The following is a 23,946-nucleotide window of genomic DNA, read 5'->3' on the forward strand; positions in this document are numbered from 1 at the left end:
CGGGCGGAACCGCCGACGCCCAGCACAGCTGCCGTCCTGCGGACTGTGGCGGCTCGGTTATCGTCGCGCCGCTTTCCCAGGCCCCGCCGAGCCAGGGCCCGTGCACCAGTCCGGAGAAGGCCGTCTGCATGATCAGGGGCGAGACGCCGCAGCAGCGCCGGGAGTCCCGCGAGACGCGGATGCGCTACCACGCCCTGCTCGGGGAGATGGACCGGACGGAATGCGAGATGCGGGCCCGCGGGTATACGGAGGAGGAGATCGCCCGGCGGCTGGTTGCGATGCGCAACGAGGCCAAGGACATCACCCGCGCCGGCATGAGCCCCGAGCAGGTTGCGAAGCTTGAGGAGCGCAACCGCGAGAAGTACGGCAACCCGCTGGGCCCGACGGCTGATCAGCTGTACGCCAAGTACGGCTCCTGGAAGGCGGTCAGCGACGCCGCGACCCGTTCCAGCAGGGCCGTGGACACCGAGCTCGGCCTGGAGTACCGGCCGTGCCCCTGCGAGCCGGAACAGGGCACGGATACTCCGGCCGGTATCGCGGGCAACGCTGCGGCCGCCGAAGCGCACTGACTGTCCGAGTCGACGACTCTCGTCAGCACTGGCTCCCGTAAGTCCGACGGCTCGCCGACCGGCAGTCGCCGGCCGGCTCGGCTACGCTTCCCTCGCGTTCACCGCCGCATTCATGCGTGCCTTCGGCCTGCCACCGTCCCGCTTCGCCGGGAGCAGCGCGGGCAGGGCGGGCGGCGTCCCCGTGCCAGCCGCATCGGCCGATCTGGCGAAGCCCCGGTCGGCCGACAGGCGAAGCGGGCGGATGGGGCTGCAGGGCAACGGGAAGCGGCCCTCCATGCTCCCGAAGTCGGCGGGAGCATGGAGGGCCGTAGGGCATTCCGCGGCGGCTACTGGGGCGCGACCGCCTTCTCGGTTTCCTTTCGGCGGGCGCGGTCCCGGACCAAGGAGATCGCGATCACGAGTGCGGCGACGAGCAGCGAGAGCAGTACCTGGCTCCGGCCGCCGCCCTCCTTGTCATCGGTGAGCATGTAGAGGAGCACGAACGAGATCATCCCGATCGTCGCCCACGTCAGATACGGGAACAGCCACATCTTGACGACGAGCTTCTCCGGGCTCTCGCGCAGGATGATCCCCCGCATCCGCAGTTGCGAGAAGCAGATGACCAGCCATACGAACAGCGCGACCGCGCCCGAGGAGTTCAGCAGGAACTGGAAGACCGTGTCGGGCCACAGGTAGTTGAAGGCAACCGCGACGAAGCCGAAGGCCACCGAGGCCAGGATCGCGGTCTGCGGGACACCGCCGGCGTTCGTGCGTACGAAGGACTGTGGGGCGTCGCCGCGCTGCCCGAGGGAGAAGGCCATCCGGGAGGCGGTGTAGAGCCCGGAGTTGAGACAGGACAGCACGGCGGTCAGCACGATGAAGTTCATGATCTGCCCGGCGTGCGGGATGCCGATCGTGTCGAGGGCCGCCACGTACGAGCCGTGCTTCTTGATCGCGGGGTCGTTCCACGGCAGCAGGGAGACCACGACGAGGATCGAGCCGACGTAGAACACGCCGACCCGCCAGATCACGCTTCGGGTGGCCTTGGCGACCGCCCGCCGCGCGTCAGGGGCCTCACCGGCGGCGAGGGTGACGATCTCGCTGCCCATGAAGGAGAAGACGACCAGCAGGATGCCGGTGAGGATCGTGCCGGGCCCGTTGGGCAGGAAACCGCCGTGCTCGGTGAGATTGGCGAAACCTGTCGCGGCATGGTCGGAGCCGGGCAGCACACCGAAGATCGCCAGGCCGCCGATGACGATGAAGGCCGAGATGGCGACGACCTTGATGCCCGCGAACCAGAACTCGAACTCGCCGAACGAGCCGACCGAGGCCAGGTTCGTGACCGTGAGGACCACCATCACGATCAGTGCCCAGGCCCACTGCGGTACGGCCGGCACCCACCCCTCGAGGATCTCGGCACCCGCGGTCGCCTCGACGGCGAGCACCACGACCCAGAAGAACCAGTACAGCCAGCCGATCGAGAACCCGGCCCAGCGACCGAGTGCCCGGTCCCGGTCCGCGTAGGCGGAGAAGGAGCCGGAGGACGGGTTGGCCGCGGCCATCTCGCCGAGCATCCGCATCACGAAGACGACCAGGGCGCCGACCAGTACGTACGACACCAGGATGCCGGGTCCGGCGGCGGCGATACCGGAGGCGGAGCCCACGAAGAGACCGGCGCCGATCACCCCGCCGATGGCGATCATCGACAGATGGCGGTTCTTGAGACCGGCCCGCAGACCTGCCTGCTCCGGAGGCTGGTCACTCGTGGGCGGAGTGGTGTCGGGGGGCAGTGAATCGAGTGGACGTGTTGTCATGTCGACATCCATTGAGTGGTTGGGAGGGCCATGGGGGAGCGGCTGCCTGGGTCGACGGATGGACGGCCCGACGGATCGCCGGATTGCTTCGGTGGGGGTCGAGCAGGCCGGGTATGCGCAGGGCAGAGGCGTCATGGTCCTGACGATTCCCGAAGCGTCACGGCGTGGAGCGGTCTGCGGATGCCGCGGTGACGTGGGCGACACCGCAGGTCCGTAGCATCGCGCCAGCTCCTTGTGGGAGGTGAGCCGCGTCACTCGCGGAAATGGATTTGCGCAAGCGTATGGGGGGTCATGGGGCGAGGTGTTTGTTCCCTAGGACAAAGTCGTCCTCGATGGCTGTCCGGCCGACCAAAGCGGAGTCAGGGTCACGTGGTGGGCGGCAGTCGCAGCTGGAGCATGGCCAGCAGACGCTGGTCGGGACGGCTCAGGTCGAGACCGGTCAGCTCCTCGGCCCGGCGCAAGCGGTAGCGCAGCGTGTTGGGATGCACATGCAGCTGGGTGGCGGCCGCCCGAACGTCACCGAAGGAATTCAGATAGGCCAGCAGGGACTCGGCCAGTCGGCCCTGGTGCCGGCTGTCGTGCGCCACCAGGTCGGTCAGCCGCGGATCACGGATCTCGGGGTGGGCGGAGAGCAGCGTCAGCATCTCGCTGACCAGCACTTCCGCCTGGATGTCCGGCAGCGCGGCGACGGCGGTGGACACATCGGCGCTCAGCATGGCATCGAGGATGCGGTCGGCCTCCCGGCGTGACTCGGGGACACTGCCGAGCCCCGACACCAGGCAGCCGACCGAGCCGCGCATCGGCAGGCCCAGATGGCGGCGTGCGGCATCGATGATCTCCTGGCCCCAGCCCCGCAGCGTGACCGTGTCGATGCTGCGCGGCAGTTGAGGCAGCAGCACATAGATACGGGAATCGAGCTGGGTGACCAGCGCACTGCGATGCCGCGCTGCGATGTGCACCGAGATCAGGTTGGCCAGCTCGGTATGGGTCAGCTCCGGTGCGGCGACCACTTCCGCGGTCCCGTACGAGAAGCCCAGGACGGCGGCCGGTCGCGCCGCGTCGAGGCCCAGGTGGTTGGCCAGCGGCTGCGACCCGGTGCTCCCTTCCAGCAATCCGGCGAGCAGGGTCCGGGTGAGGGCCAGGTCCTCCGAGATCTCCCGGCGGCGGCGTACCAGGTGGTGCGCGGCGACCCGGGCGGCGCCCAGCAGTGCCTGCTCCGAGTGCTCGGACAGCGGCGTCGAGCCCTCCTGCACCCAGATGGTGCCCAGCTGTCGGTCCCCTGACCGGACGGCCACCGCGAGCCGGCGGCGGATCCCCAGCTCGGGGTGGCTCGCGATACCGATCACCTCGTCGCTGGAGTGCAGATGCTGGAACACACCCCACTCGCGCAGCTTCGCGAGGTACGCCTCCGGGCCCTGCCAGCCCAGGATGGAGCGCCGCCGCAGGTCGTCTATCTCGTCCGAGTCGGTGGAGCGGGAGTAGGCCAGCACCCGGTTGGCGGCGTCCTCGATGCTGACGATGCCGCCGGTGAGGATGGCGGTGGTCTGGGCGAGCGAGAACAGATCGCCCTCCTCGGCCCCTTCCGCCGGGTGGCCCGGCGCATCGTGGAGGGCGGCGCGGGCCAGCGCGTTCACCTGCTCCCAGCGTGCTTCGTTGCGCAGTGAGAGCAGGGCCACCCCGGCTTCGGTCGCGGTTTCGGTGAGGATCGCGGCCTGTCCGGGACCGTCCAGCTTGACCACAGCGGCGGCGGCACCGTCGCGCCCGGCGCCCCGTAGCGCGGGACAGGCGGCTCGGCCACGGGCACCGATGACGAGGACCAGCTCGCCGGGACGGGAGGTCGGCGGGTCCTCCGGGTCGAGCAGGTCGACCCCGCGGATCTCGACGTCCAGCCCGGCGGGAGCGGCCTGCACCTCGACCAGCGAGTCACCCAGGGCCATCAGCAACTGGCGCAGGCTGATGCCGGCTGGGGGCGGAGGTACCGCGGCCGGAACCATGATCGTCGCCTTTGCTGTGAGCCACGCGGGATTCCGATGCTATCCGGCCGGAACACCGAGCCCCCATACGGAGCGGACGGTCCCCGTCCCACCGCACAGAGTCACGGCAGCCGCGGAGCCGGTTCGTCGGAATCCGAAGGCGCCGACAAGCCGTTCCTGCGTACCAAGCATGAGCTGCATGCACCTTCAGACGTTCGGCAGCCGCAGCCGCAGCCGAACGCCGCCCCTGGGGCCACCGGCCTGGGCGACGTCCTCGACGGGCTGCTGGAGACAGCCCCGCAGACGGCGGCCCTGTCGACGGCGGTGGCCGCCTACGTGCAGGCGGCCACCGGCAATTCGCTCAGTTCTCAACGAGGAATCTCACGACGTAGCACGAGCCACTCGTCGGGGGCGTCGGCGAAGGGGCAGGAGGCGCTTCAGAAGGTGATGAGGATCTTGCCGAGGAGACCGCCGGCTTCGAAGCGTTCGTGCGCGGTGCGGATGTCGGTGAGTGGGTAGCGGTCCGCGATCCGCAAACGTATCTCGTGGGCGTCGACCAGCTCGGCGAGCTGGGCGAGATCGACGGCGTTCTCCTGGACGTAGCTCTTGCATGCGCCGGGCACGTCGGGCAGGGGTTGGTCGGCGATGGAGACGTACCGTCCGCCGGGGGCGAGCGCGGCGGATGCATCGATGCCGGCGGTGTCGAGGATGACCGGGTAGCGACCGTTGGGCAGGTCGTCCGAGCGGTGCCAGACGTGCTGGACGCCCAACTCCAGAGCGGCATGTTCGTGTTCGGGGCGGGAGACCAGGCCGTCGACGTGGGCGCCCGTCCAGTGGGCGAGTTGGACGGCCAGGCCGCCAACCGCCCCGGCGGCCCCGATGACAAGGATGTGCTCGGCGGCCGTCAGCTCGGCGGTGCGCAGGGCCTGCAGGGCGGTTACCCCGGCCAGGGGCAGGGCCGCCGCGTCCGACAACGGCACAGAGACCGGTGCGGCGGTGACAAGGTGGCCGGGCAGGGCAACCAGATCCGCCCAAGTGCCGCGGCCGGTGGCGATCTGTGCGGACATGGCGATCACCTCATCGCCCACCTGACGGGCGGGGTCGTTGCTGGCGATGACCCGGCCGGAGATGTCCCAGCCGAGCGTGGCCGGCAGCGGAGGGCCAACCTGCCAGGCGCGGGTCTTCCAGTCCACCGGGTTGAGGCTGCTGGCCGTGGTGCGGATGAGGACTTCGCCGGCGGCGAGGGTGGGTTCGGCAACCTCGCGGACGGCCAGGACGTCGGGCCCGCCGTGGCGGTCGATCTGAATGGCGTGCATGGTCAGAAGGGACCTTCCAGGCTGAGGGGTGGTGGTTCAAGCGGCGGTGGAGACCGCGGCGTTGTTGGTAAGGGGAGCGGTCGGGGTGCGGGGCAGGATCAGGTAGGTCAGGCCCAGGCCGGTCAGGCTCAGCACGGCGCCGGCCAGGCCGGTCCAGCGCAGCGCGCCCGCGGCCACGATGACCCCGCCGAGAGCGGAGCCGGCAGCGGCGCCGAGGTTGAAGGCACCGACGTTGGCCGAGACGGCCAGGGTCGGTGCGGTGCCGGCGTGGCGCAGGATCAGGCCCTGCAGCGGGGCGATGGTGGCGGTGGCGAGCAGGCCCAGGAACAGGACCGCAAGCACGGCAGTGGGCTGCCAGGCGGCGGCGAACGGCATGGCCACCAGCACGCCGGTCAACCCGCCGAACACCCCGCGCACGGTTGCGGACATGGACTTGTCGGTCAGCTTGCCGGCGGCCAGGTTGCCCAGGAAGCTCCCGGCGCCGTAGGCGAGTAGCAGAGCGGAGACGGCGGCCGGGGAGAAGCCGGCGATGCGAGTGAGCAACGGTGCGACGTAGGTGAAGACCACGGCGACGCCGGAGAAGCCGACCGCGGTGGTGGCAATGGCCAGCAGCACCGGCTTGCGGGTCACCACGCGCAATTCGTCGCGCAGGCTCGTAGCGGGCGCCTGCTGGCGCGGCAGCACCAGCGCCAGCAGGGCGACGGCGGCCAGGGTGAGTGCGGTCAGCACCGCGAAGGGGGCACGCCACCCGGCGGTGTGTCCCAGCAACGAGCCCAGTGGCACGCCGAGCAAGGTGGCCACGGTGAAACCGGAGGTCACGGTGGCAATCGCCGAGCCGGTCTTGTGCTCGGGCACCACGCTGGTGGCCATCACCAGCGCCAGCGCCAGGAACGCGGCGTGGCTGAGCGAGGAGACCACCCGCCCGGCCAGCAGCATCCCGAACGAGGGGGCCAAGGCGCTGAGCGCGCTACCCGCGGCGAACAGCAGCATCAGCGCGATCGCCAGGCCCTTGCGGGGGCAGCCGCGCGGTTGCCATGGTCACCACGGGGCCGCCGATCACCACGCCGAGCGCGTAGGCGGTCACCGCCTGTCCGGCGGTGCCCTGCGAAACCTGGAGGTCCGCGCCTACTTCGGGCAGCATGCCCGCGACCAGATACTCCGACGTACCGACAACGAAGACGCTCGCGCACAAGGCCGCGAGCGAAGCAAAACTCTTACTCATGTGGGGAAAGCTAGAGTCTCACATCGGTGTCAGAGTCAAGCGGCGTTTCCGCCCCCGCCGCCCCCGCCGCCCCGCCGACGTCACCGGACGCGCGAAAGGCGCTGGCCCCCGCCTCCGCACGGTAATGACCACGACCGCCCCGTGTGCACGGGTCCGGGGTGTCGTCAATGTTCCGCGTCACCCCGGGGCGAGGACGTCGAACTCGTTGCCCTCCGGGTCGACGAGGCACGTCCACGGCACGTCGCCCTGGCCGAGGTCGATGTCGGTGGCGCCGAGAGCCCGCAGCCGGGCCACCTCCGCGGCTTGATCGTCACCGGGGTACGGCCGGAGGTCGAGATGAACGCGGTTCTTCACGGTCTTGGCGTCGGGTGTGCGGAGGAGCTTGAGATACGGGCCGACGCCCTTGGCGGAGCGCAGCATCGCATGATCGTCGGTGACCTCATGCAGGGTCCAGTCCATCGCCTCGTCCCAGAATCGGGCCATGGCCCGCGGATCGGTGCAGTCGGCCACGATCGCGGCGATCGGCCCGGTGTCGCGGTAGATCTCCCGAGGCTCCGCCACACAGAACTCGTTGCCGTCCGGGTCGGCCAGGACCGTCCAAGGGACGTCGACTTGGCCCACGTTGACGGGCTTCGCCCCGAGATCCCTCAGGCGCGCGACCAGCTCCGCCTGATGGGCCGCAGAGGTGCTGGCGAGGTCGAGGTGCACACGGTTCTTCACCGTCTTGGGATCCGGGACGGTAATGATGTCGATGCAGACGGCGGCGGGGTCGGGATAGGCGAAGCCCTCGGGTTCGAGGTTGGTCACCACGCCGGGTTCCTCGACGGAGGTACTCCAGCCGAGCGCCTCCGCCCAGAACCGGCCGAGCGCGGAATCGTCCCGAGCATTCATCGCAATCTGAACAAGCCGTATCGCCATGCCCGCGATCCTATGCACTCCGCCCTGCAGCGACATAGGTAGTTACCGCCCTTTCCCGGCCTGGGCAAGACGACCTCGGGTCTTGCATTCGCCGGCGAGTACCACCGCCGCGAGCTCGCGGAGAAGGGAGAAGCGTGTAGCGCATGAAGGTCCCTTGTATCGGTGTTCTATCGGTGTTCTCAGGAATGCGTAACGACGTTTCCGGCGCCTCGCTGGCCGGCGCGGAGGGGCCGAGGACACCGTTGCGGCCGGCCCCGCCGGAGACTCCGTAGGACGGACACCGCCACGGAAGCACCCGAAGGTGAGGAACCGGCCGGTGAGAGCGTGCCGAGTGCTGCCACAACCAGCAGAAGCTCACCCCCGGCCAGGTCCGGGAGGTCCATGAGGCGGGAGTGCTCGCCTGATCTGCACGCCAAAGGCGGGCCGAACGCGATTGCCTCGCAGGGCGTGGGGCCGGTAGCGAGGGGTGCCATCGGGTTCCGCTCCGCCTACGCATCCAGGAGGTCATCCCGGAAGCGCGGCCGCTCTCACTGGGGTTGGGTCAGGCGGACGTACCCGTACGGATTGAAGAACAGGTCGTCCTCCTCGTAGCGGTCGCACATGCCGGTGCGCAGCAATCGGCGGGGGGCGTCCTCGGTCATCCGGTAGCCGGCGCCGTCCTCGATCTCCTCCGCGCGGGGATCGGTGAGCAGATAGATCGCGAGTGTGTCCAATTGCGCGACCAGATCAGACACACCTTCTCCGGTCAGTTGCTCCTCGTCGACCTCGATCTCCACCTCAGGCGCGCCGAGAAGGTGCATACCGCAGCTGTAGAGCACTTGACCGTCGTAGATCGGCCGCTTCACCCAGGCGCTGACAAGGGCACTGGCCAGGTCCTCGTCCTTGGCATCGGCCGCTCGGTCGGCCAGCGCGAGCCATCGGGCGCGGCCGTGCGTGATGCCGCTGCTCTCGTTCTTCACCGCAGCGGCACCGGACCGCAGCAGGGCGGCCGTCGCCGCCAGCAACCGCCGCGAAGTGTCGGCCGCCAGTTCCCGCATCATCGGCGCGGACAGCAAGTAGCCGACGGTGTCGTGGGACTCCACTGCGGTCCAGTCCGCCTCGTCGAACGACGCCGCTGCCATACATGCTTCGAACGCCTCCGGCATCTGAGGATCGGGTTCGGCCTCGGAGTACTCACCGTCGAGCACGAACCCGCCGAAACCGGTGGCGATCTGTTCCATTTCCGAAAGGCCCAGCCCGGAGCCGAGTACGCACAGCACATGCCGGGGTATCGCTTCACTCATCCCCAGAGGCTATCGACAACGATCTACGCTACGCGCCGGTTCACCGAAGTAACGGGAGGCCGATACGCCTGACACCGTCGCGTCTGCCCTGCCGTCAGGCCGCGCGTAGGTCCGGAGGGCCCGCGCGGCTCAGGCTGCGCGGGCCGTTCACCGGACAGGCCGACGCGCGACGGTCAGTCAGAGCCCGTACGCGGCCGGGTCTGCACCTCGCCGAAGCCTTCCATCTCGTCCCAGTTGAGCTGGGTGATGGTTTCGGTCGAAGTCCGGCTGAAGGTGAGCAGACGGCCGTCGCCGCTCCCGGACACCTTTTCCCAGCCATCGAAGTCCCTGGTCAGCTTGGTGTCCCAGGTGGCAAACCGATAGCTGGCGGCGGCGATCGACTCGGTGGGCGGCTCGCCGTCCGAGCAGTATTGGCCGAAGTCGGCGATGGCCGCGACCGTGCCTCCGAACGCCTTGAGCTTCAGGCTCTGGCACGGATCGGTGGCGGTCTTGTAGATCAGGTGCGGTGTGCTCCACTTCTTGGACTCGGGGCTGTAGTGCTGCTCCACGAGCCCTCGCCCCTCGTCGTAGTACATGCCGACGCGTCGTCCATCGTCCAGCGTGACGACATCGTCGAACTTGGAGCTCCGGTCCCTGGCGTCCGCGGCTTCCGTCGCGCTCGCCGAGGAACCGGGGGAGTCCTTCTTGGGTGCTTCCCCCGCCTGTGCGGTGGCCTGGACGAACACCGCGGAGCCCGCCAATACGACAGCGGCACCGGCCAGACCCACCGCACGTCCCCCGCGTTTGGTCATACGCAAATCGCAACTCCTTTGTCGAGTAGGCCCGTTGGTCGATTCCCAGGGTGTTCGTTTTCGTACACGGCACCGAGGGCTCCGGACCATCTGATGCGGGGTTGTGACAGGGGGAGGTCAGGCCGCATCGGGGCGGCGGATCCTGCGGGTGATCTGGCGCCACACGGTTCGGCGGCGTTCGGATGTGACGGGTTGGGACTCGGGTGCGGGTTCGCGTTCGGGTTCGGGTTCCGGTTCGGATTCGGGGGGCCCCATGGTTTCGGGGTGCTCCGTGGGTTCGGAGGGCTCAGTGAGTTCGTTGGACTTGCGGGGTTTGGGCGCGGAAGCAGGGGGTGTGGTGCGGTTGGCTTCGGCGCGTGCGAGCGCGGCGATGGCCCGGAAAGGGTCGGTAGGCATGGCTCTCCTGCGGCAGACGTGATGAACCGGAGCGGTCGCCGCCCGGAGCACGGTGAGTCGAGTGGGCTCCGGACAGGCGGGTCCGGTCAGCAGCGCAGGATCTGCCGTTGGGTTGCCCGTGGGTGACAGTCTGCGGCGGTGCCGGGAACCGGGTCCGCGGCACCGGCCGGGACAGTCAGCAGACTGCTTGCGGGCGGGGAGTGCACCGCAGCAAGCGGGACGTGGCACAGCCGGGGGGATGTCGAGGTCGCGGGACACACCTTGGCGGAGGAGCCGTGCCCATGGTGATGGCCGCTCGGCGGCGTGGCCATGTCCACCTGGTGACAGGAGGTGCTGTCGGCGGCCGCGACGGGGGTGCGACCGTCGGCGCACCCCCGCTCGTCCGCAGCCAGGTGGGGGCAGCCGAGGGCGAGCAGGGTGAGGAGCAGGACGAGTACGGCCGCCAGGGGCACGGCCGCCCCGTGTGCGCGGGCCCTCACCTGGTGACGGGCCAGGGGCGGCGTTTGAAGGGGCATTCGTGCTCGCCTCCCGCCGTCCCGGTCGTGCTTCTCCTGCCATGGTCGATGCGGTCGGGACGGAGCGGGGTGGCGGTCACCTGTACGGGGGCCGCAATTCACCCGCATCGGCTAATTCCGGCACCTGGCGCCCTTTGTCATCGTGCCCACCCGGCAGTGCCCAGGTCCGTCGGCCACCAGGTGAGCCGTCGCCCTCGGGCTGGAAGCACCGGTCGGCGGGCGATGCAAAACCGTCCCCACGGTCAATTCGCGGAGGCGTTTCCGCTCACCCGGCCGGCCGACGCCTTCGAGACGACCCAGGGGGCGATGGCCATTGGGGTGCGCTCCACGGCATTGAGGAGCGCGACCATCCAATCCAGCACGCCGACACCGGTCGCCACCGTTGTCGACACCTCGTTCGCCGCGGTCGAGACGACAGCTTGCGCGTTCGTCCGAGCGCCAGCCGCAACCTTCTTCGTAGTTCGCGGTACCTGGGTACGCGCCGCAGGCTGCTGGGCGCCGGTCATTGACTCCTATGTGTCCCGTGCTGCTGCAAGTGGTCGTAAATGTTCGGGCGTCCTGGCCGTCGCGGTGCCTCTGGAATTCAGGTAAAAACGCTGCTCCTCGATGTGTACGAGCCGGCGCATCGCTGAACTCAGGAGGAAACCCGTGGAAGAGCACCTTTCGGCAGCGCGGAAGTACGCCAAGCAGGCGGAGGAGTTGGTGGAGGGCATCAGTGAGCCGGGGCAGAAGGCCACGATCTGCGCTCTGTTGGCCATCGCTCATGGAGTGATGGAGGTGGGCTTCGACCTCGACAACGTGAAGAGTGCCATCCAGCGTTCGTGACGGCACTGCCCGCACGCTGGTTCTGCTGTTGGGCCCTCATGTGAGGGCCCAACAGCAGAACCAGCGCACTGGCGGCTGGGCTGGAGGAGTACCGCCTCTCGTGGACGCTCACGCGCCGGACTTCTCGTAGATGCGCAGCCCTGCGTCGATCCCGGAGTCTTCGATGTACGCGGCGAGGGCCACGGCGCCATCGATCGCGAGGGGCCGGCCGTACGGCCGTGATGCCGCTTACCGGAGCCCGACCGACCACAGACCGTCATGCCATTGACAACGGGGCTCTGGTCGGCGGGATTTACTTGCCGGCGGGCCCGCGGTCGGCTTCGGAGGGTCGTCGGCCCCAGGCAGAGATCATCGGTGAGGTGGCGAGATCGAGGCGGCCTGACGCGATGTTGGCGAGGTGCTGCTCGATCTCCTCCTCCGTGGCGAGGCCCGCGGCGGTGAGCTTGTCGCGCACCTGGTGGACGGTGGCCGCCTCGAGGACGTCGCATGCGGGCGAGGTGATCGGGAAGTAGGCGTCGGCCTCGACATCGGCAAGACCGACCTCGCGCAGCAGCCGCGGCAGCTTACGTCCGTAGGCGAGGTCGGCACCGCGCTGCTGCAGCAGCTGACGGAAGCCGCGGCGCAGCCGGTTGGCCAGTTCCTGCTCGGGGCCGTGTTCGTCGGGGCAGATCAGCGGCTGCAGCGCGGGATCGGCGTCCTCGATCAGCAGCCACCCGCCGGGGCGCAGCGCCTGGACCATGGAGCGCAGCGCAGCATCGCGGTCGGCGACATGGACGAGGACGAGGCGCGCGTGGATCAGGTCGAAGGGCCCGGCCGGGGGTTCGTCGAGGGCGACGTCATGTCGGAGCACCTCGACGCCCTCGGCGGTGGCGGTCTCGGTCCAGGACACGTCGATGTCGGTGGCGAGCACGCGCCCGCGGGGCCCGACACGCTGGGCGAGCCAGGCGGGTACGGTCGGCCCACCCGCCCCGACCTCCCAGCACTGCCACCCCTCGTCGATCCCGACCGTCTCGAAGTGCCGGAACGTCGAGCCGTCGAAGAGGGCTGACAGCGCATCGAAGCGTGTACCCGCCTCGACCTGTCGGTTGTCCAGAAGGTACTCCTTGTCCTGGTCCATCTGCCGATCATGCCATGATCGAACCGTTGTGCGGCCGCCGTGGGGTCGGGTCGCGCGAGAGCGCGCGCCTTGATCGCCGACGTCGGATCACCTCGAGCCGCAACAGTCGATCTCGGCCGACGCCGACGTCATCCAACAGCGCAAAAGGGGCCACGGAAAGGCCAGTTCACCTGCGCACCGGCGGGGCTCCCCGCATGCCTCACCCCGGCACGCGTGATCGGCGCTCTCTCCAGCGAACTCACCAGCTGGCCCAGCGACTTCGACCCCACAGCCGCCGGTCTCGTCATCACCGAGGGCCCCGGACCGGAACCCCTGCCTCTACCCCAGCCCAGCTACCGAGGATCACCACGCAGGCACCCGCCCTTGCAATCCATGCCATGACCAGGCGGACCTTCAGATCAACTCGGCCGTGATCGCAGAGACAGGCACTTGTCGTTTCGCTGCCCGGCGAGCGCTGTGCGCAGGCTTACGGTGGTGGGCCAGAGCAGATGGTGGCCACCAGACAGCAGCCAGACCGGGGTATCGATGCGTCAGACCAATCTCACCGGAGAGTCGGCCGAATACGTCAGCGCCCGCGAGGAGCTGCGGCAAGCCGAGATCGAGCTGATGCGTCACCGCGAACGCGTGGCCGACCTGCGTCGCCAGTTGCCGCTGGGCCCTGTCGTCGATGACTACGTGTTCGAAGAGGGCCCTGCTGACCTGCAGGCCGGTGACGCGCCGGCGCAGCCCGTGCGCCTGGGTGAACTGTTCACCCGGCCCGGGCGTGACCTGGTCGTCTACCACCTCATGTACGGCAAGAAGCAGACCGAGCCGTGCCCGATGTGCACGATGTGGCTCGATGGGTTCAACGGAGTGGCCCACCACGTCGCGCAGAACGTCGATCTCGCAGTGGTCGCCGCGGCCGATCTGCCCGCGCTCCGCGCCCACGCCCGGAACCGGAACTGGACGAATCTGCGGCTGCTCAGCGCCGGATCCAGCACCTTCAAATACGACCTGGGCAGCGAGGACGCCGAGGGCAACCAGGACTCGACAGTGTCGGTGTTCACCCGCGACGACAACGGGTCGGTACGCCATTTCTACTCGGTGCACCCCCGGATGTCCGACGACATCGACCAGCGAGGCATCGACCTGCTCAGCCCGGTGTGGCACATCCTCGACCTCACTCGCCGAGGCCGAGACAACTGGGACGCCGCACTCAGCTACTGAACGAAACCGCACCTCCCCAACCGCGGGCCGGGACTCCCTGCGCTCTTGGTGAATGGGAAGGCCGCATCGACCGGTCCATCGCGAACGTGGCCCCGACCGCCTGCCGAGTTTTCAGTAGACGATGGACACGATCCGGCAGGCAGCTTCGGCCAGTTGGCGGTTGCCGTCGATGCGGGTACGGGCCAGTGCGGTGGCCGGCTCGATCGCACGGGTGCAGAGCCGCCATGCGGTCTCCGCGTCCAGGCTGACACGGGCGGCGGGTGGTCCGGCGTCGGGCTCGGCCAGGGACCAGTGGGCCTCGGTCGCGGTGACGGTCCAGGTGCCGCCGGCCGGGCCCTCAACGTGCACCTGGATCTGCGTGCCGACAGAGGCAGGGGTGTCGCGCAGGGTGTGGGGCAGGGCCCGCATGAAGGTGTCCAGAACCACGGACAGAGAGCGCGGGTCGGGATCCGTTTCCTGGCCGGTGGCATGGCGGATCTGCTGGCGATGGGTCCAGAACTCGGTGAAGTCCCGGGCGCTGTCGAGCCACATCGGGGCCGGGTCGATGCCGGCCCAGGACACCCCCAGCGACGGCTTGTGCGGGTCGGCCGTCTCGAAGAAGCGGGAGACCTGGACACCGACCAGGTTCAGGGTGTCGGTCAGTGCGGCGGGGCTGACCCGGCGATGCGCTTCGACCCACTCCTGGTTGATGCGGTGGATGAACGCTTCCAGCGTCTCGCCCGGCGCGAAGACGGGCCCGTGCTGGTGACCGTCGCGGTCACGGCCGAGGCGCCCGTAGTAGTCACCGAGAACGTGGGCGGCCACATCGTGCACGGCCCAGCCCGGCACGGCCTCCTTCTGCCAGTCGGCACGCTCCAACCCCCGCAGGGTGGCCATCAGCGCCGCATGTTCGCGGGCAAACAGTGGGCGGGCATCGATCGACCTGCCGAGCCAGGACGGGTCGGAAACCTCATGGGGCCGGGAGCTCATGCCCACAGCCTGCCAACCGAATGTCCGGCGCACTATCGGATATCTCCGCCGGGCCGAGCCGTATCGACAGGCCGGGCAGATAGGGGACCCCGCAGCCCGCAGCCCGCAGCCCGCAGCCCGCAGCCCGCAGCCCGCAGCCCGCAGCCCGCAGCCCGCAGCCCGCAGCCCGCAGCCCGCAGCCGGGGTCAGCCGAGGAACGTGCCCACGTCCTCGGTGTCGAGTCACTTCACCAGGCGTCTAGGGGGTGTGTCCGGCAGCGTCGGCGGCGTTGCCGTCTTGTCGAATGCCTTGGCGAACCTGTCGAACGCCTTCCGGATGTGGCCGGTCATGGCCTGCTCGGCTTCGTCCGGGTCGCACTCTTTGATTGCCGCGCTGATCCTGCGGTGCTCGGTCACGGTGTTGGCGGTGTCGATGTCTTCCGGGTAGAGCCGGAAGGTGTGCAGGTGGCAGTGGGTCTGTTCGTATGCCTGCTCCGCCACCGGGTTGCCGGTTGCTTTGAGGATCGTCGCGTGGAAGGCGGCGTCGTGTGTCACGAGCTGCTGGCGTATGTCGTGGTGGGAGTCCTGCCCTCCGGCCTCGTTTTCCGGCGCGGCCAGGACCTGTTCGAAGGAGTCGAGCTCACGGTCGAGCAGAGGGCCGGGGTTGCTCAGCCGGTCGACCGCTGCCGCGCGCGCTGCCCATGGTTCGACGAGCAGGCGGAACTCGAACAGTGCGCGCAGGCCGTCGAGGTCGAGCAGCGGGGTGGTGCTGTAGCCGCGCCCCGGCTCGTAGGTGATCAGGTTGTCGCCTTCGAGTCGCTGCAGTGCTTCGCGTACCGGCGTCTGTGAGACCCCGAGGTCGCGGGAGAGGGCGACGATGTTGATGCGGGTGTCGGGCAGCAGCACGCCGTCCATGATCAAGGAGCGCAGCCTGTCATAGACCCCGTTCGCCGCGGGCTTGGCCGCGTTCTTGCGTGGCACGCACACCTCATCGTTCGGGCCGGTGGATAGCTCTGTCACGCGATCGTAACTCCAAGTGGTCTCCTCCGTATCGGGCGGAGGTATTGACAGCGGCTCTATACGATCTACAGGATCAATATAGAGCTTAGCCAAATGCTATACACATCAGTGTCGATGTGAGGACATCACATGGCTGCATCCCCTGTTCGCCAAGACGCTGCGGTTCGACCGCCGCGCACCGCCACCCGTACTCGGTGGATCATCATCTGGCTCGCGTTCGCCGGGCTGACGATCAACTACCTGGACCGGTCCAGCCTCAGCGTGGCGCTGCCTTTCATGGGAGAGGAGTTCCACCTCTCGAACACCCAGAAGGGGCTGGTCTTCGCTGCCTTCTTCTGGGCGTACGACTTCTTCCAGCTCGCCGCCGGCTGGTACGTCGACAAGGTCGGCCCCCGCCGGTCGTTCACGATCGCGGCCATCTGCTGGTCGGTCTTCACCATGGCGACCTCACTGGCCAGGGGCTTCTGGAGCCTGATCACCGCACGGTTCCTCCTCGGCGTCGGTGAGGCTCCCGCGCCGAGCACCTCGGCGAAGGTGGTCGCCACCTGGTTCCCTCAGCGGGAGCGCGCGTTCGCCACCAGCATCTGGGACTCGGGTTCGCGCGTCGGGGCCGTGATCGCACTGCCCGTCGTGACGCTGATCGTGGCGGTGACCTCCTGGCACATGGTCTTCATCGTGATCGGGTGCGTCGGCCTCGTATGGGCCCTTGTGTGGTGGAAGGTGTACCGCAGCCCCGCGGAGCACCCTTGGGCCAACGAGGCGGAGACCGAGTACATCCGGTCCGGTGGCGCCCGCGACGAGGTGAACGACGACGCCGGGGCAGCCTCCCTGCCCTGGAAGTCCCTGTTCCGGTACCGCACCGTGCTCAGCATGATGTTCGGCTTCTTCTGCCTGAACAGCGTGATCTATTTCTTCATCACCTTCTTCCCCGACTACCTGGTCAGCGAGCGTGGCTTCGACCTGCTGCAGCTCGGCTTCTTCGGCGCGATCCCCGGCATCTGCGCCGTCGGCTGCGGATGGCTCGGCGGGCTGACCGCGGACCGGGCCGTGCGCCGTGGGCACTCCGTCGACCGCGTACGCAAGGTGACCATCGTCGGCGGGCTTGTCAGCGGCTCTGTGATCATGTTCGCCGCCGTCGTACCGGAGGCGTGGATGGCGCTCGCGCTGCTGTCCGTCGCCTACTCCGGGCTGACGGTCGCGGGAACCGGCATCTGGTCCCTTCCGGCCGATGTCGCGCCCAGCTCCCGGCACGTCGGGACGATCGGCGGGATGCAGAACTTTGCCTCCAACTTCGCCGGGATTTTGACCCCGATCCTCGTCGGGTACCTCGTCGACCGGACGGGCTCCTACATCTCGGCGCTCGGGGTGATCGGCTGCCTCGCCCTGCTGGGAGCGCTCAACTACCTCTTCGTGCTGGGCAAGGTGCAGCCCATCAAGGTCCGCACCAGCTGACTGCACGACCTCCGCACCGCTCCCCGCCACCCGAGAACCCCACCCGCGATCCTCCGATCCGAAGGAAAACGATGCCCCAGATCACTGCCGTGGACGTCGTCGACGTCCGGTTCCCCACCTCGCTGACGGGCGATGGGTCCGACGCGATGAACAAGGACGGCGACTATTCGGCGACGTACGTCGTACTGCGCACCGACGACCCCGAGCTGGCCGGATACGGCTTCACCTTCACCATCGGCCGGGGCAACGACCTGTGTGTGGACGCGGCCCGGCAGCGTGGCAGGTCGCTGGTGGGCAGGAGCGTCGAGGAGCTCACCGATGACCTGGGCAACACCTACCGTGAGCTGCAGTCGGACTCCCAACTGCGGTGGCTCGGCCCCGACAAGGGCGTGGTGCACCTCGCGCTCGCGGCAGTGATGAACGCGGTCTGGGACCTCGCAGCGCGTCGGGCAGGCGTCCCCCTGTGGCAGCTGCTCGCCGGGATGACGCCCACCGAACTCGTCGACGCCGCCGATATGCGTTACCTGTCGGACGCCCTCACCCGCGAGGAGGCGATCGACCTGCTCACCCGGCTGGCCGACACGCGCGAGGAGCGCACAGCGCAGCTGGAGAAGACCGGCTACCCCTCCTACACCACGTCCGCCGGATGGCTCGGCTACTCCGACGACAAGCTCAGGGCCCTGTGCGAGGAGGCGGTACAGGCGGGATACCGCCATGTGAAGCTGAAGGTCGGCGCGAACCTGGACGACGACATCCGGCGGTGCGCCATCGCCCGGGAGATCATCGGCGAGGACGCCCATCTGATGATCGACGCCAACCAGGTCTGGGACGTGCCCGAGGCCATCGAGTGGGTCCGCGAACTCGCCCGGTTCAAGCCCCTGTGGATCGAGGAACCCACCAGCCCCGACGACGTGCTCGGACACGCTCGGGTGCGCGAGGCGGTGGCCCCGATCGGGGTGGCGACCGGAGAGCACGGCATGAACCGGGTGCTGTTCAAACAGCTCTTCCAGGCCGAGGCGATCGACTACTGCCAGCTGGACTCCTGTCGTCTCGGCAGCGTCAACGAGATCCTCGCCGTGCTCTTCATGGCGGCGAAATACGGCGTGCCGGTGTGCCCGCACGCCGGCGGCGTCGGCCTGTGCGAACTCGTACAGCACCTCTCGGCGTTCGACTTCATCGCCGTCTCGGGCAGCCTCGAAGGACGGGTCACCGAGTTTGTCGACCATCTGCACGAGCACTTCACCGACCCCTGCGTCGTCCGCGACGGGGCGTACGTCCTGCCCCGGCAGCCCGGCTACAGCGCGCGGATGTATGACGCGTCGCTGGCCGAATTCTCCTTCCCGGACGGCACGTACTGGGCCGGACGGTGACGCCTGCGACCGGCCACGCATCCGCCACGGGACGAAGTACGAGAGGAAAGAAGCGGACGATGCACGCAGCTACGTACGTCGGGAACGGGACCATCACCGTCGGGGAGACGGAACCGGCAGCCCCGCCCCTGGCAGGCCATGTGCAGATCGAGGTGGCCTTCACCGGAATCTGTGGCACGGACCTCCACATCCTGCACGGGGCCATGGACGGGCGGGTCACCCTCCCGGCCGTGATCGGACACGAGATGTCCGGGCGGATCGCCGCCATCGGCCAGGGAGTCGAGAGCTGGGCGGTCGGCGATCCGGTGGGCGTGATGCCGCTCGACTGGTGCGGTACGTGCCCCGCCTGCACCGCGGGTCACCAGCACATCTGCCAGAACCTCAACTTCATCGGCATCGACTCGCCGGGATCGCTGCAGACCCGCTGGAACGTACCCGAGAAGGTGCTGGTCCGGCTGCCGGAGTCGCTGCGGCTCGACCATGCGGCACTCCTCGAACCGGTGGCGGTGGCGGTACACGACGTACGGCGCGCCGCACTCCGGCCCGGTGAGAAGGCCGTCGTCATCGGTGGCGGCCCCATAGGACTCCTCATCGCGGTGGTGGCCAGGCACAGGGGGGCGAAGGTGGTCATCGCGGAGCTCGATGCGGCACGGCGGGCGACGGCTGCCGGGCTCGGATTCGAAGTCCTCGATCCCGCAACGGGCGACCAGGCCGCCTGGGTCGAGGAGTGGACGGCGGGCGCAGGTGCGGACGCGGTGTTCGAGGTCTCCGGCTCCGCGGCGGCCGTGCTCGGCGCGGCCTCGCTGGCCCGGGTCAGAGGCCGTCTGGTCATCGTCGCCATCCACCCCCAGCCGCGGCCCGTGGATCTGAAGCAGATCTTCTGGCGGGAGCTGACGGTGCTGGGGGCCCGGGTCTACGAGCGACAGGACTTCGAGACGGCGGTGACCCTGCTCGACAGCGGGGAGATCCCGGCCGACCAGCTCATCACCGGCCAAGTGCCGCTGGCGGACGTGGCGGACGCGTTCCGCCAACTGTCCGAGGGCAAGGCGATGAAGGTGCTCGTCGACTGCGAGGGAGAGAACCGATGACGGACAGTCCGTTCGATCTGACGGGCAAGCTCGCGGTGGTGACCGGGGCCCGGCGCGGCATCGGCAAGGCGATCGCCGAAGCCCTCGCCAATGCCGGAGCCGACATCATCGGAGTGAGTGCCTCCCTGGAGCCCCACGGCAGTGCGGTGGGCGAGGCTGTTACGGCCCACGGAAGGACCTTCACCGCCCGCCAGGCCGACTTCGCCGACCGGACCGAGGTCCGTGCCCTCGGTGCGGAACTCGCCCGCCAGGACCGGCCGGTGGACATCCTGGTGAACAACGCCGGGGCCATCGAGCGGGCGCCGGCGGCCGAGCACCCCGACGACATGTGGGACCGCGTGGTCGAGGTGGATCTCAACGCCCAGTTCGTACTCAGCCGCGAGGTGGGCAAGTCCATGATCGACAGAGGCGTTCAGGGGAGGATCATCTTCATCGCCTCTCTGCTGAGCTTCCAGGGCGGCATGTACGTCCCCGGTTACGCGGCGGCGAAGTCAGGCGTCGCCGGGCTGACGAAGGCGCTGGCCAACGAGTGGGCACCACACGGGATCGGCGTCAACGCCATCGCCCCCGGCTACATCGCCACCGACAACACCCAGGCACTACGCGACGACACCGACCGGTCCCGGTCCATCCTCGAACGCATCCCCGCCGGCCGTTGGGGCCGGGCGGAGGACATCGGCGGGGCGGCGGTGTTCCTCGCCGGCGCCGCGTCGACCTATGTATCAGGAGCGGTGCTGCCGGTCGACGGGGGGTGGCTGGGCCGCTAGGGCTTGCCCGGCGGATCTTGTGTTGCCCGGCGTGGGGGGCTGCGCTTGCCCACCCTGCGCCCTGGGGGTACCCCTGCTCGAAGAGCTTGGGGGAGCAGACTGCCCAAGCTCTTCGAGCAGGGGGACGCGCCCCGTAAGGGGCGCGGGGAACTGCTCCCCTGGGGGCACCTCCCGGCCGGAGGCTGGGGGACTCCGGCCGGGAGGTGCCCCCACCAGCCACAAAGCACCTGCAGCCCGCGCGCTCCGCGCAGTGGCACCCCCTTACCGGCCCAAAAGAGGGGCACCGCAAGACCCGCCGGACACCACCACCGCCGCGGGCCCAGTCACACCGCCCGGAAGTCGATGCCGAGCAGGCTCGCGGCTGCCCTGTAGTCGGCGGCATGGTGGCCGACCGAGAGCGACCAGTGGTGGCCGACGCCGGTGGCGCTCCACTCGTCCACCCACTCACCGGGGTCACGGCCGAAGTCGACGCGGCTGGTGGTGTTGCCGATGCCCAGCAGCGGACCGGGGACGACGGTGCCTTCCGAGGCGATGAAGGACAGGCTGCCGTCGGCGTCCTGCCCCAGTCCCAGGAGCGTGGCGGGACCGTGCTGGACGTCCAGCTCCACGCTGACGCCCCAGCCGCGCTTCCCGTGGTAGACGCCGAGCGAGCGCAGCAGCGGGTTATGGGAACTGACCGCGAGATTGGCCGGGCCGTCGTGGCCCATCTCCACGACTCCGTCCACGAAGTTCAGCGCCTGGATCTCGGTGAACGACCCGCCACCGCCCACGCTTTGGGAGGCGAGCTGTGCCACGGAGGTACGCAACTCGTACTCGCCCGCTGCGGGGATGCCACGAGCGGTCAGTAGTGAGGCGCCGAGGATCATTCCGGCGCCGAGGCGCTCGTGCTGCTCGCCGTCCAGGCCGCGGTGGTAGTAGGCGAGCGTGTCCAGGCCGAAGTCGTCGACGAGGCGGTCGAGGGCGACCGAGACGGTGGCGCCCCAGGCGAAGTCGTCCTCCGCGACGGAGTCGTCGAGGGCGAAGATCTCCCGCGCGAGGGCCATCCGCTCACTTGTCTCGGCGGTGGTCACCTTCTCCACCCGGTGCCGCAGGTCGTCGAACTCCAGCACCTCGACGTGCGAGCCGAACGTGGCGGGCAGCAGCGTCAGGTCGGTAGAGACGTCGAGCATCCCGGGGTAGAGGTGGCCCATCAGGCCGTGTCGGGCTTCCCGCAGCGCTGCCCGTACGTGGGCGGCGCGGATCCACTGCTCGATACGCCGCCAGGCTGATTCCTGGCGCAACCATCCGGACACCGACCGGAACGGGATGCCGGCGCGGCGGAAGACGTTGCCGATCTCGGGGACGGGGCACTGGCCGCAGTAGGCGAGCCAGGCACCGGTGTCGAAGGTGGCGTGGTCCATCTTCTCGGTGGGCTGAAGGTCGATCACCAGCACCGGAGTGTTCGCGCGCTGGGCGATCGGCAGCACCATCGAGGAGGTGAGATAGGTGGTCAGGAAGAGCACGATCAGGTCGCAGTCCGCTTGGCGCAGCTTCTCGGCCGCAGCGGCGCCCTCCTGGGCATCGGAGATGAATCCGGCGTCGGTCACCTCGGTGTCCATCGACTGGAAGCGCCGCGCCACATAGCGGGCCGATTCCTGCAGTTGGGGAAGCAGTCCGGGGAACTGCGGCCAGTACGTACCCAGTCCGCCGGAGACGAGCCCGATGCGGGTGGGGCGTCGCTTGGTCGCCGTCGGGAGCACCCCGGGCGGCGCTGCGGCGCGGTCGTCGGCGGGCTCAGCGGCGGGGGATGCGGAGTCGGTCGTTCTCGGGCGCATCGTCACTCCTCGAACGTGTACGGCGGCGGTGTGAGCGTCGGGGCGTACGCCCGGCGTCAGGGCGTGACGAGTCGGGCTTCCGGCTGGGCAGTGGCGGGAGCGGCCGCTGCGCGGGGCAGGAGTACGCGGATGATGAAGATCCCCACAGCCATGGCGAGGGCCATGCATGCGGTGATCGACCACAGCAGCAGGGAGGGGCTGAACTCCAGAAGCGCGGGCGTGAAGAAGGCCACCAGCGCGAACGTCGCCCGGGAGAGGGCGTAGGTCAGCCCCTGGGAGGTGCCACGGGTGTCGGCCGGAAGAAGGAGTTGCGACCACACCTTGTAATTGGCCTCGCCTGCCAGCGGGTTGGAGAGCTGGTACAGGACGAAGTACGCGATCATCCCGGACAGCACGGCGCCGCCGGTGAAGCTGGGGATGGCGAAGCCGACGACCTGCACCACCGCCGCGACGAGGAACAGCCGGTCGCGCCATGCCGTGTCGGCGAACCGGACGAAGGCCAGGGCCATCGCCAGCTGGACCGGGAGGAAGGCCAGGTTCAGCCCGGTCGCCAGGCTCTGCGAAGCGTCGCTGACGGTGACGAGGAAGTACGTGCCGAACTGCCCGAAGGTGTTGGCGCCGAGCCCCCACGCGACGTAGAAGAGGAAGGTGGCGGCCATCGGCAGCAGGACGGACTTCTTCAACAGGCTTTTCAGCTCGGGGCCGTTCGGCCGTTCCGCCCCCTTGGCGTCGTTCGCGGGGACGGTGGACGGGGAGCCCGGCCCGGACGGCACAGCGGCGCCGTCCGCCGCAGGCGTGTCCGGCGACGCGTTCTCGGTCGGCTCGGCCGACAGCGCCGCAAGCCGCGACCGCAGGACCCAGGTCACCAGGGCCGCGAGGGCGAGATGACCGACGATCAGGCGGGTGCCGAGTTGGCCCATGGTCGAGAGGGCGAAGCCGAGCAGAGTGGTGACGGCGATGCCGACGGACCACATGACCTGGGTGAAGGCGACCAGACGGCCGCGCGCCCAGGCGGGCACCGCCTCCGACACCACGGCCAGCGAAGTCGGCAGGTCGGCACCGGCTGCGAGCCCGGCGACGACGACACCGGTCAGCAGCACCTCGTCGTTCGGTGCCAGGGCGATGGTGAGCGCACCGCAGCTGTAGCAGAGGATGTCCAGGTTGTAGACCCGGCGTCGGCCGAAGAGGTCCGCGAGCCAGCCGCCGACCAGCGAGCCGAGGGCGATACTGAAGGCGACGATCGCGCTGATGGCACCGGCCATCCACACGCCCATCCCGAAGCTCTCCCGCCAGATGGCCAGGCTCACCGAGATGCCGATGAGCAGGCCGGAGTCGAGATAGGACGCCATCCCGGACAGGATGGCCAGTTTCCAGTACCGCCCCGGCAGGCGCTGCCTGGTGGGGGAGGAGGCAATCGGGTCGTTGGCCATGGCTGCGACTCCGTCGTCGAGTGGTCACATGGATGCCGTGCTGCGAGGCAGCGACTGTAAGACTGATTGCAACGTTCCAACAAGACACTGCAAGGCATCGGTGCCAAATGTTCGGAGTGGGCCGTCGGTTGGGG

At 69.1% G+C, this 23,946-nt stretch carries 24 protein-coding genes; 7 read left to right on the forward strand and 17 right to left on the reverse strand.

Annotated features, from left to right (window positions below):
* Positions 1-128 precede the first annotated feature (128 nt).
* Positions 129-569 (forward strand): hypothetical protein, encoded by a 441-nt coding sequence (locus tag ACTWQF_RS29070; protein ID WP_443282680.1) that lies wholly within the window; start codon positions 129-131, stop codon positions 567-569.
* Positions 570-895: 326 nt separating this feature from the next.
* Here ACTWQF_RS29070 and ACTWQF_RS29075 read toward each other — a convergent pair whose 3' ends face one another.
* From ACTWQF_RS29075 to ACTWQF_RS29130, 12 genes are all read right to left on the reverse strand, one after another.
* Entirely contained in the window at positions 896-2,362 is a 1,467-nt protein-coding gene (locus ACTWQF_RS29075) for an amino acid permease (RefSeq protein ID WP_443282681.1), read from the reverse strand.
* A gap of 365 nt (positions 2,363-2,727) precedes the next feature.
* Positions 2,728-4,356 (reverse strand): PucR family transcriptional regulator, encoded by a 1,629-nt coding sequence (locus tag ACTWQF_RS29080; protein ID WP_443282682.1) that lies wholly within the window; start codon positions 4,354-4,356, stop codon positions 2,728-2,730.
* 186 nt (positions 4,357-4,542) lie between these two features.
* Positions 4,543-4,707: a hypothetical protein gene (locus tag ACTWQF_RS29085; protein WP_443282683.1), complete on the reverse strand. Its 165-nt coding sequence runs from the start codon at positions 4,705-4,707 to the stop codon at positions 4,543-4,545.
* A gap of 65 nt (positions 4,708-4,772) precedes the next feature.
* On the reverse strand, positions 4,773-5,651 hold the full coding sequence (locus ACTWQF_RS29090; RefSeq protein WP_443282684.1) for a quinone oxidoreductase family protein: 879 nt from the start codon (positions 5,649-5,651) through the stop codon (positions 4,773-4,775).
* A 36-nt stretch (positions 5,652-5,687) separates the two neighbouring features.
* The gene (locus ACTWQF_RS29095; protein WP_443282685.1) at positions 5,688-6,641 is read right to left on the reverse strand and encodes an MFS transporter; all 954 of its coding nucleotides are present in this window, start codon (positions 6,639-6,641) and stop codon (positions 5,688-5,690) included.
* The gene (locus ACTWQF_RS29100; RefSeq protein ID WP_443282686.1) at positions 6,619-6,873 is read right to left on the reverse strand and encodes a hypothetical protein; all 255 of its coding nucleotides are present in this window, start codon (positions 6,871-6,873) and stop codon (positions 6,619-6,621) included. The genes ACTWQF_RS29095 and ACTWQF_RS29100 overlap by 23 nt, the downstream gene beginning before the upstream one ends.
* A 177-nt stretch (positions 6,874-7,050) precedes the next feature.
* Positions 7,051-7,791, reverse strand: a complete 741-nt coding sequence (locus ACTWQF_RS29105; RefSeq protein WP_443282687.1) for a VOC family protein — start codon at positions 7,789-7,791, stop codon at positions 7,051-7,053.
* 527 nt (positions 7,792-8,318) lie between these two features.
* Complete coding sequence (locus tag ACTWQF_RS29110) at positions 8,319-9,074, reverse strand: hypothetical protein (RefSeq protein WP_443282688.1); 756 nt, start codon at positions 9,072-9,074, stop codon at positions 8,319-8,321.
* Positions 9,075-9,247: 173 nt separating this feature from the next.
* Positions 9,248-9,865 carry a hypothetical protein gene (locus tag ACTWQF_RS29115; protein WP_443282689.1) on the reverse strand — a complete coding sequence of 206 codons (618 nt, stop codon included), beginning with the start codon at positions 9,863-9,865 and terminating at the stop codon, positions 9,248-9,250.
* A gap of 117 nt (positions 9,866-9,982) precedes the next feature.
* A complete protein-coding gene (locus ACTWQF_RS29120; protein WP_443282690.1) occupies positions 9,983-10,261 on the reverse strand; it encodes a hypothetical protein in 279 nt (92 codons plus the stop codon).
* Positions 10,262-10,347: 86 nt separating this feature from the next.
* On the reverse strand, positions 10,348-10,776 hold the full coding sequence (locus tag ACTWQF_RS29125) for a hypothetical protein (protein ID WP_443282691.1): 429 nt from the start codon (positions 10,774-10,776) through the stop codon (positions 10,348-10,350).
* Between the two features lie 242 nt (positions 10,777-11,018).
* The gene (locus tag ACTWQF_RS29130; RefSeq protein WP_443282692.1) at positions 11,019-11,282 is read right to left on the reverse strand and encodes a hypothetical protein; all 264 of its coding nucleotides are present in this window, start codon (positions 11,280-11,282) and stop codon (positions 11,019-11,021) included.
* 142 nt (positions 11,283-11,424) lie between these two features.
* Here ACTWQF_RS29130 and ACTWQF_RS29135 point away from each other — a divergent pair, with 142 nt between their 5' ends.
* The gene (locus ACTWQF_RS29135) at positions 11,425-11,601 is read left to right on the forward strand and encodes a hypothetical protein (RefSeq protein WP_443282693.1); all 177 of its coding nucleotides are present in this window, start codon (positions 11,425-11,427) and stop codon (positions 11,599-11,601) included.
* Between the two features lie 292 nt (positions 11,602-11,893).
* Here ACTWQF_RS29135 and ACTWQF_RS29140 read toward each other — a convergent pair whose 3' ends face one another.
* Entirely contained in the window at positions 11,894-12,718 is an 825-nt protein-coding gene (locus ACTWQF_RS29140) for a methyltransferase domain-containing protein (RefSeq protein WP_443282694.1), read from the reverse strand.
* Positions 12,719-13,243: 525 nt separating this feature from the next.
* Between ACTWQF_RS29140 and ACTWQF_RS29145 the strand changes: the two genes are divergently transcribed.
* A complete protein-coding gene (locus tag ACTWQF_RS29145; RefSeq protein ID WP_443282695.1) occupies positions 13,244-13,924 on the forward strand; it encodes a DUF899 family protein in 681 nt (226 codons plus the stop codon).
* A gap of 111 nt (positions 13,925-14,035) precedes the next feature.
* On the opposite strand, the gene ACTWQF_RS29150 is transcribed toward ACTWQF_RS29145, so the two are convergent.
* Both ACTWQF_RS29150 and ACTWQF_RS29155 read right to left on the reverse strand, forming a co-directional pair.
* The gene (locus tag ACTWQF_RS29150; RefSeq protein ID WP_443282696.1) at positions 14,036-14,893 is read right to left on the reverse strand and encodes a maleylpyruvate isomerase family mycothiol-dependent enzyme; all 858 of its coding nucleotides are present in this window, start codon (positions 14,891-14,893) and stop codon (positions 14,036-14,038) included.
* Between the two features lie 221 nt (positions 14,894-15,114).
* On the reverse strand, positions 15,115-15,891 hold the full coding sequence (locus ACTWQF_RS29155) for a GntR family transcriptional regulator (RefSeq protein ID WP_443282697.1): 777 nt from the start codon (positions 15,889-15,891) through the stop codon (positions 15,115-15,117).
* Between the two features lie 129 nt (positions 15,892-16,020).
* On the opposite strand from ACTWQF_RS29155, the gene ACTWQF_RS29160 reads away from it, so the two are divergent.
* The 4 genes from ACTWQF_RS29160 (at position 16,021) to ACTWQF_RS29175 (ending at position 20,568) form a co-directional block, all read left to right on the forward strand.
* Complete coding sequence (locus tag ACTWQF_RS29160; protein WP_443282698.1) at positions 16,021-17,343, forward strand: MFS transporter; 1,323 nt, start codon at positions 16,021-16,023, stop codon at positions 17,341-17,343.
* A gap of 71 nt (positions 17,344-17,414) precedes the next feature.
* Positions 17,415-18,713 (forward strand): L-fuconate dehydratase, encoded by a 1,299-nt coding sequence (locus ACTWQF_RS29165; RefSeq protein WP_443282699.1) that lies wholly within the window; start codon positions 17,415-17,417, stop codon positions 18,711-18,713.
* A gap of 59 nt (positions 18,714-18,772) precedes the next feature.
* The gene (locus ACTWQF_RS29170) at positions 18,773-19,801 is read left to right on the forward strand and encodes a zinc-dependent alcohol dehydrogenase (RefSeq protein WP_443282700.1); all 1,029 of its coding nucleotides are present in this window, start codon (positions 18,773-18,775) and stop codon (positions 19,799-19,801) included.
* Positions 19,798-20,568 (forward strand): SDR family oxidoreductase, encoded by a 771-nt coding sequence (locus ACTWQF_RS29175; RefSeq protein ID WP_443282701.1) that lies wholly within the window; start codon positions 19,798-19,800, stop codon positions 20,566-20,568. The genes ACTWQF_RS29170 and ACTWQF_RS29175 overlap by 4 nt, the downstream gene beginning before the upstream one ends.
* Positions 20,569-20,891: 323 nt before the next feature.
* Here ACTWQF_RS29175 and ACTWQF_RS29180 read toward each other — a convergent pair whose 3' ends face one another.
* Positions 20,892-22,382 carry an arabinose isomerase gene (locus ACTWQF_RS29180; protein ID WP_443282702.1) on the reverse strand — a complete coding sequence of 497 codons (1,491 nt, stop codon included), beginning with the start codon at positions 22,380-22,382 and terminating at the stop codon, positions 20,892-20,894.
* A gap of 56 nt (positions 22,383-22,438) precedes the next feature.
* Entirely contained in the window at positions 22,439-23,812 is a 1,374-nt protein-coding gene (locus ACTWQF_RS29185; RefSeq protein ID WP_443282703.1) for an MFS transporter, read from the reverse strand.
* Between the last annotated feature and the right edge of the window lie 134 nt (positions 23,813-23,946).

It is taken from the genome of Streptomyces sp. 8N114 (genome assembly GCF_052245835.1).
In the GTDB taxonomy this organism is placed as follows: Bacteria; Actinomycetota; Actinomycetes; order Streptomycetales; family Streptomycetaceae; genus Streptomyces.

Excerpts from the sequence above, each read along its gene's own strand:
- ACTWQF_RS29120 (WP_443282690.1), bottom strand. The coding sequence starts at position 10,261 with ATGCCTACCGACCCTTTCCGGGCCATCGCCGCGCTCGCACGCGCCGAA.
- ACTWQF_RS29140 (WP_443282694.1), bottom strand. The coding sequence starts at position 12,718 with ATGGACCAGGACAAGGAGTACCTTCTGGACAACCGACAGGTCGAGGCG.
- ACTWQF_RS29115 (WP_443282689.1), bottom strand. The coding sequence starts at position 9,865 with ATGACCAAACGCGGGGGACGTGCGGTGGGTCTGGCCGGTGCCGCTGTC.
- ACTWQF_RS29110 (WP_443282688.1), bottom strand. The coding sequence starts at position 9,074 with ATGAGTGAAGCGATACCCCGGCATGTGCTGTGCGTACTCGGCTCCGGG.
- ACTWQF_RS29145 (WP_443282695.1), top strand. The coding sequence starts at position 13,244 with ATGCGTCAGACCAATCTCACCGGAGAGTCGGCCGAATACGTCAGCGCC.
- ACTWQF_RS29100 (WP_443282686.1), bottom strand. The coding sequence starts at position 6,873 with ATGAGTAAGAGTTTTGCTTCGCTCGCGGCCTTGTGCGCGAGCGTCTTC.
- ACTWQF_RS29170 (WP_443282700.1), top strand. The coding sequence starts at position 18,773 with ATGCACGCAGCTACGTACGTCGGGAACGGGACCATCACCGTCGGGGAG.
- ACTWQF_RS29160 (WP_443282698.1), top strand. The coding sequence starts at position 16,021 with ATGGCTGCATCCCCTGTTCGCCAAGACGCTGCGGTTCGACCGCCGCGC.
- ACTWQF_RS29165 (WP_443282699.1), top strand. The coding sequence starts at position 17,415 with ATGCCCCAGATCACTGCCGTGGACGTCGTCGACGTCCGGTTCCCCACC.
- ACTWQF_RS29080 (WP_443282682.1), bottom strand. The coding sequence starts at position 4,356 with ATGGTTCCGGCCGCGGTACCTCCGCCCCCAGCCGGCATCAGCCTGCGC.
- ACTWQF_RS29095 (WP_443282685.1), bottom strand. The coding sequence starts at position 6,641 with ATGCTGCTGTTCGCCGCGGGTAGCGCGCTCAGCGCCTTGGCCCCCTCG.
- ACTWQF_RS29075 (WP_443282681.1), bottom strand. The coding sequence starts at position 2,362 with ATGACAACACGTCCACTCGATTCACTGCCCCCCGACACCACTCCGCCC.
- ACTWQF_RS29185 (WP_443282703.1), bottom strand. The coding sequence starts at position 23,812 with ATGGCCAACGACCCGATTGCCTCCTCCCCCACCAGGCAGCGCCTGCCG.
- ACTWQF_RS29105 (WP_443282687.1), bottom strand. The coding sequence starts at position 7,791 with ATGGCGATACGGCTTGTTCAGATTGCGATGAATGCTCGGGACGATTCC.
- ACTWQF_RS29130 (WP_443282692.1), bottom strand. The coding sequence starts at position 11,282 with ATGACCGGCGCCCAGCAGCCTGCGGCGCGTACCCAGGTACCGCGAACT.
- ACTWQF_RS29125 (WP_443282691.1), bottom strand. The coding sequence starts at position 10,776 with ATGCCCCTTCAAACGCCGCCCCTGGCCCGTCACCAGGTGAGGGCCCGC.
- ACTWQF_RS29070 (WP_443282680.1), top strand. The coding sequence starts at position 129 with ATGATCAGGGGCGAGACGCCGCAGCAGCGCCGGGAGTCCCGCGAGACG.
- ACTWQF_RS29150 (WP_443282696.1), bottom strand. The coding sequence starts at position 14,893 with ATGAGCTCCCGGCCCCATGAGGTTTCCGACCCGTCCTGGCTCGGCAGG.
- ACTWQF_RS29090 (WP_443282684.1), bottom strand. The coding sequence starts at position 5,651 with ATGCACGCCATTCAGATCGACCGCCACGGCGGGCCCGACGTCCTGGCC.
- ACTWQF_RS29175 (WP_443282701.1), top strand. The coding sequence starts at position 19,798 with ATGACGGACAGTCCGTTCGATCTGACGGGCAAGCTCGCGGTGGTGACC.
- ACTWQF_RS29180 (WP_443282702.1), bottom strand. The coding sequence starts at position 22,382 with ATGCGCCCGAGAACGACCGACTCCGCATCCCCCGCCGCTGAGCCCGCC.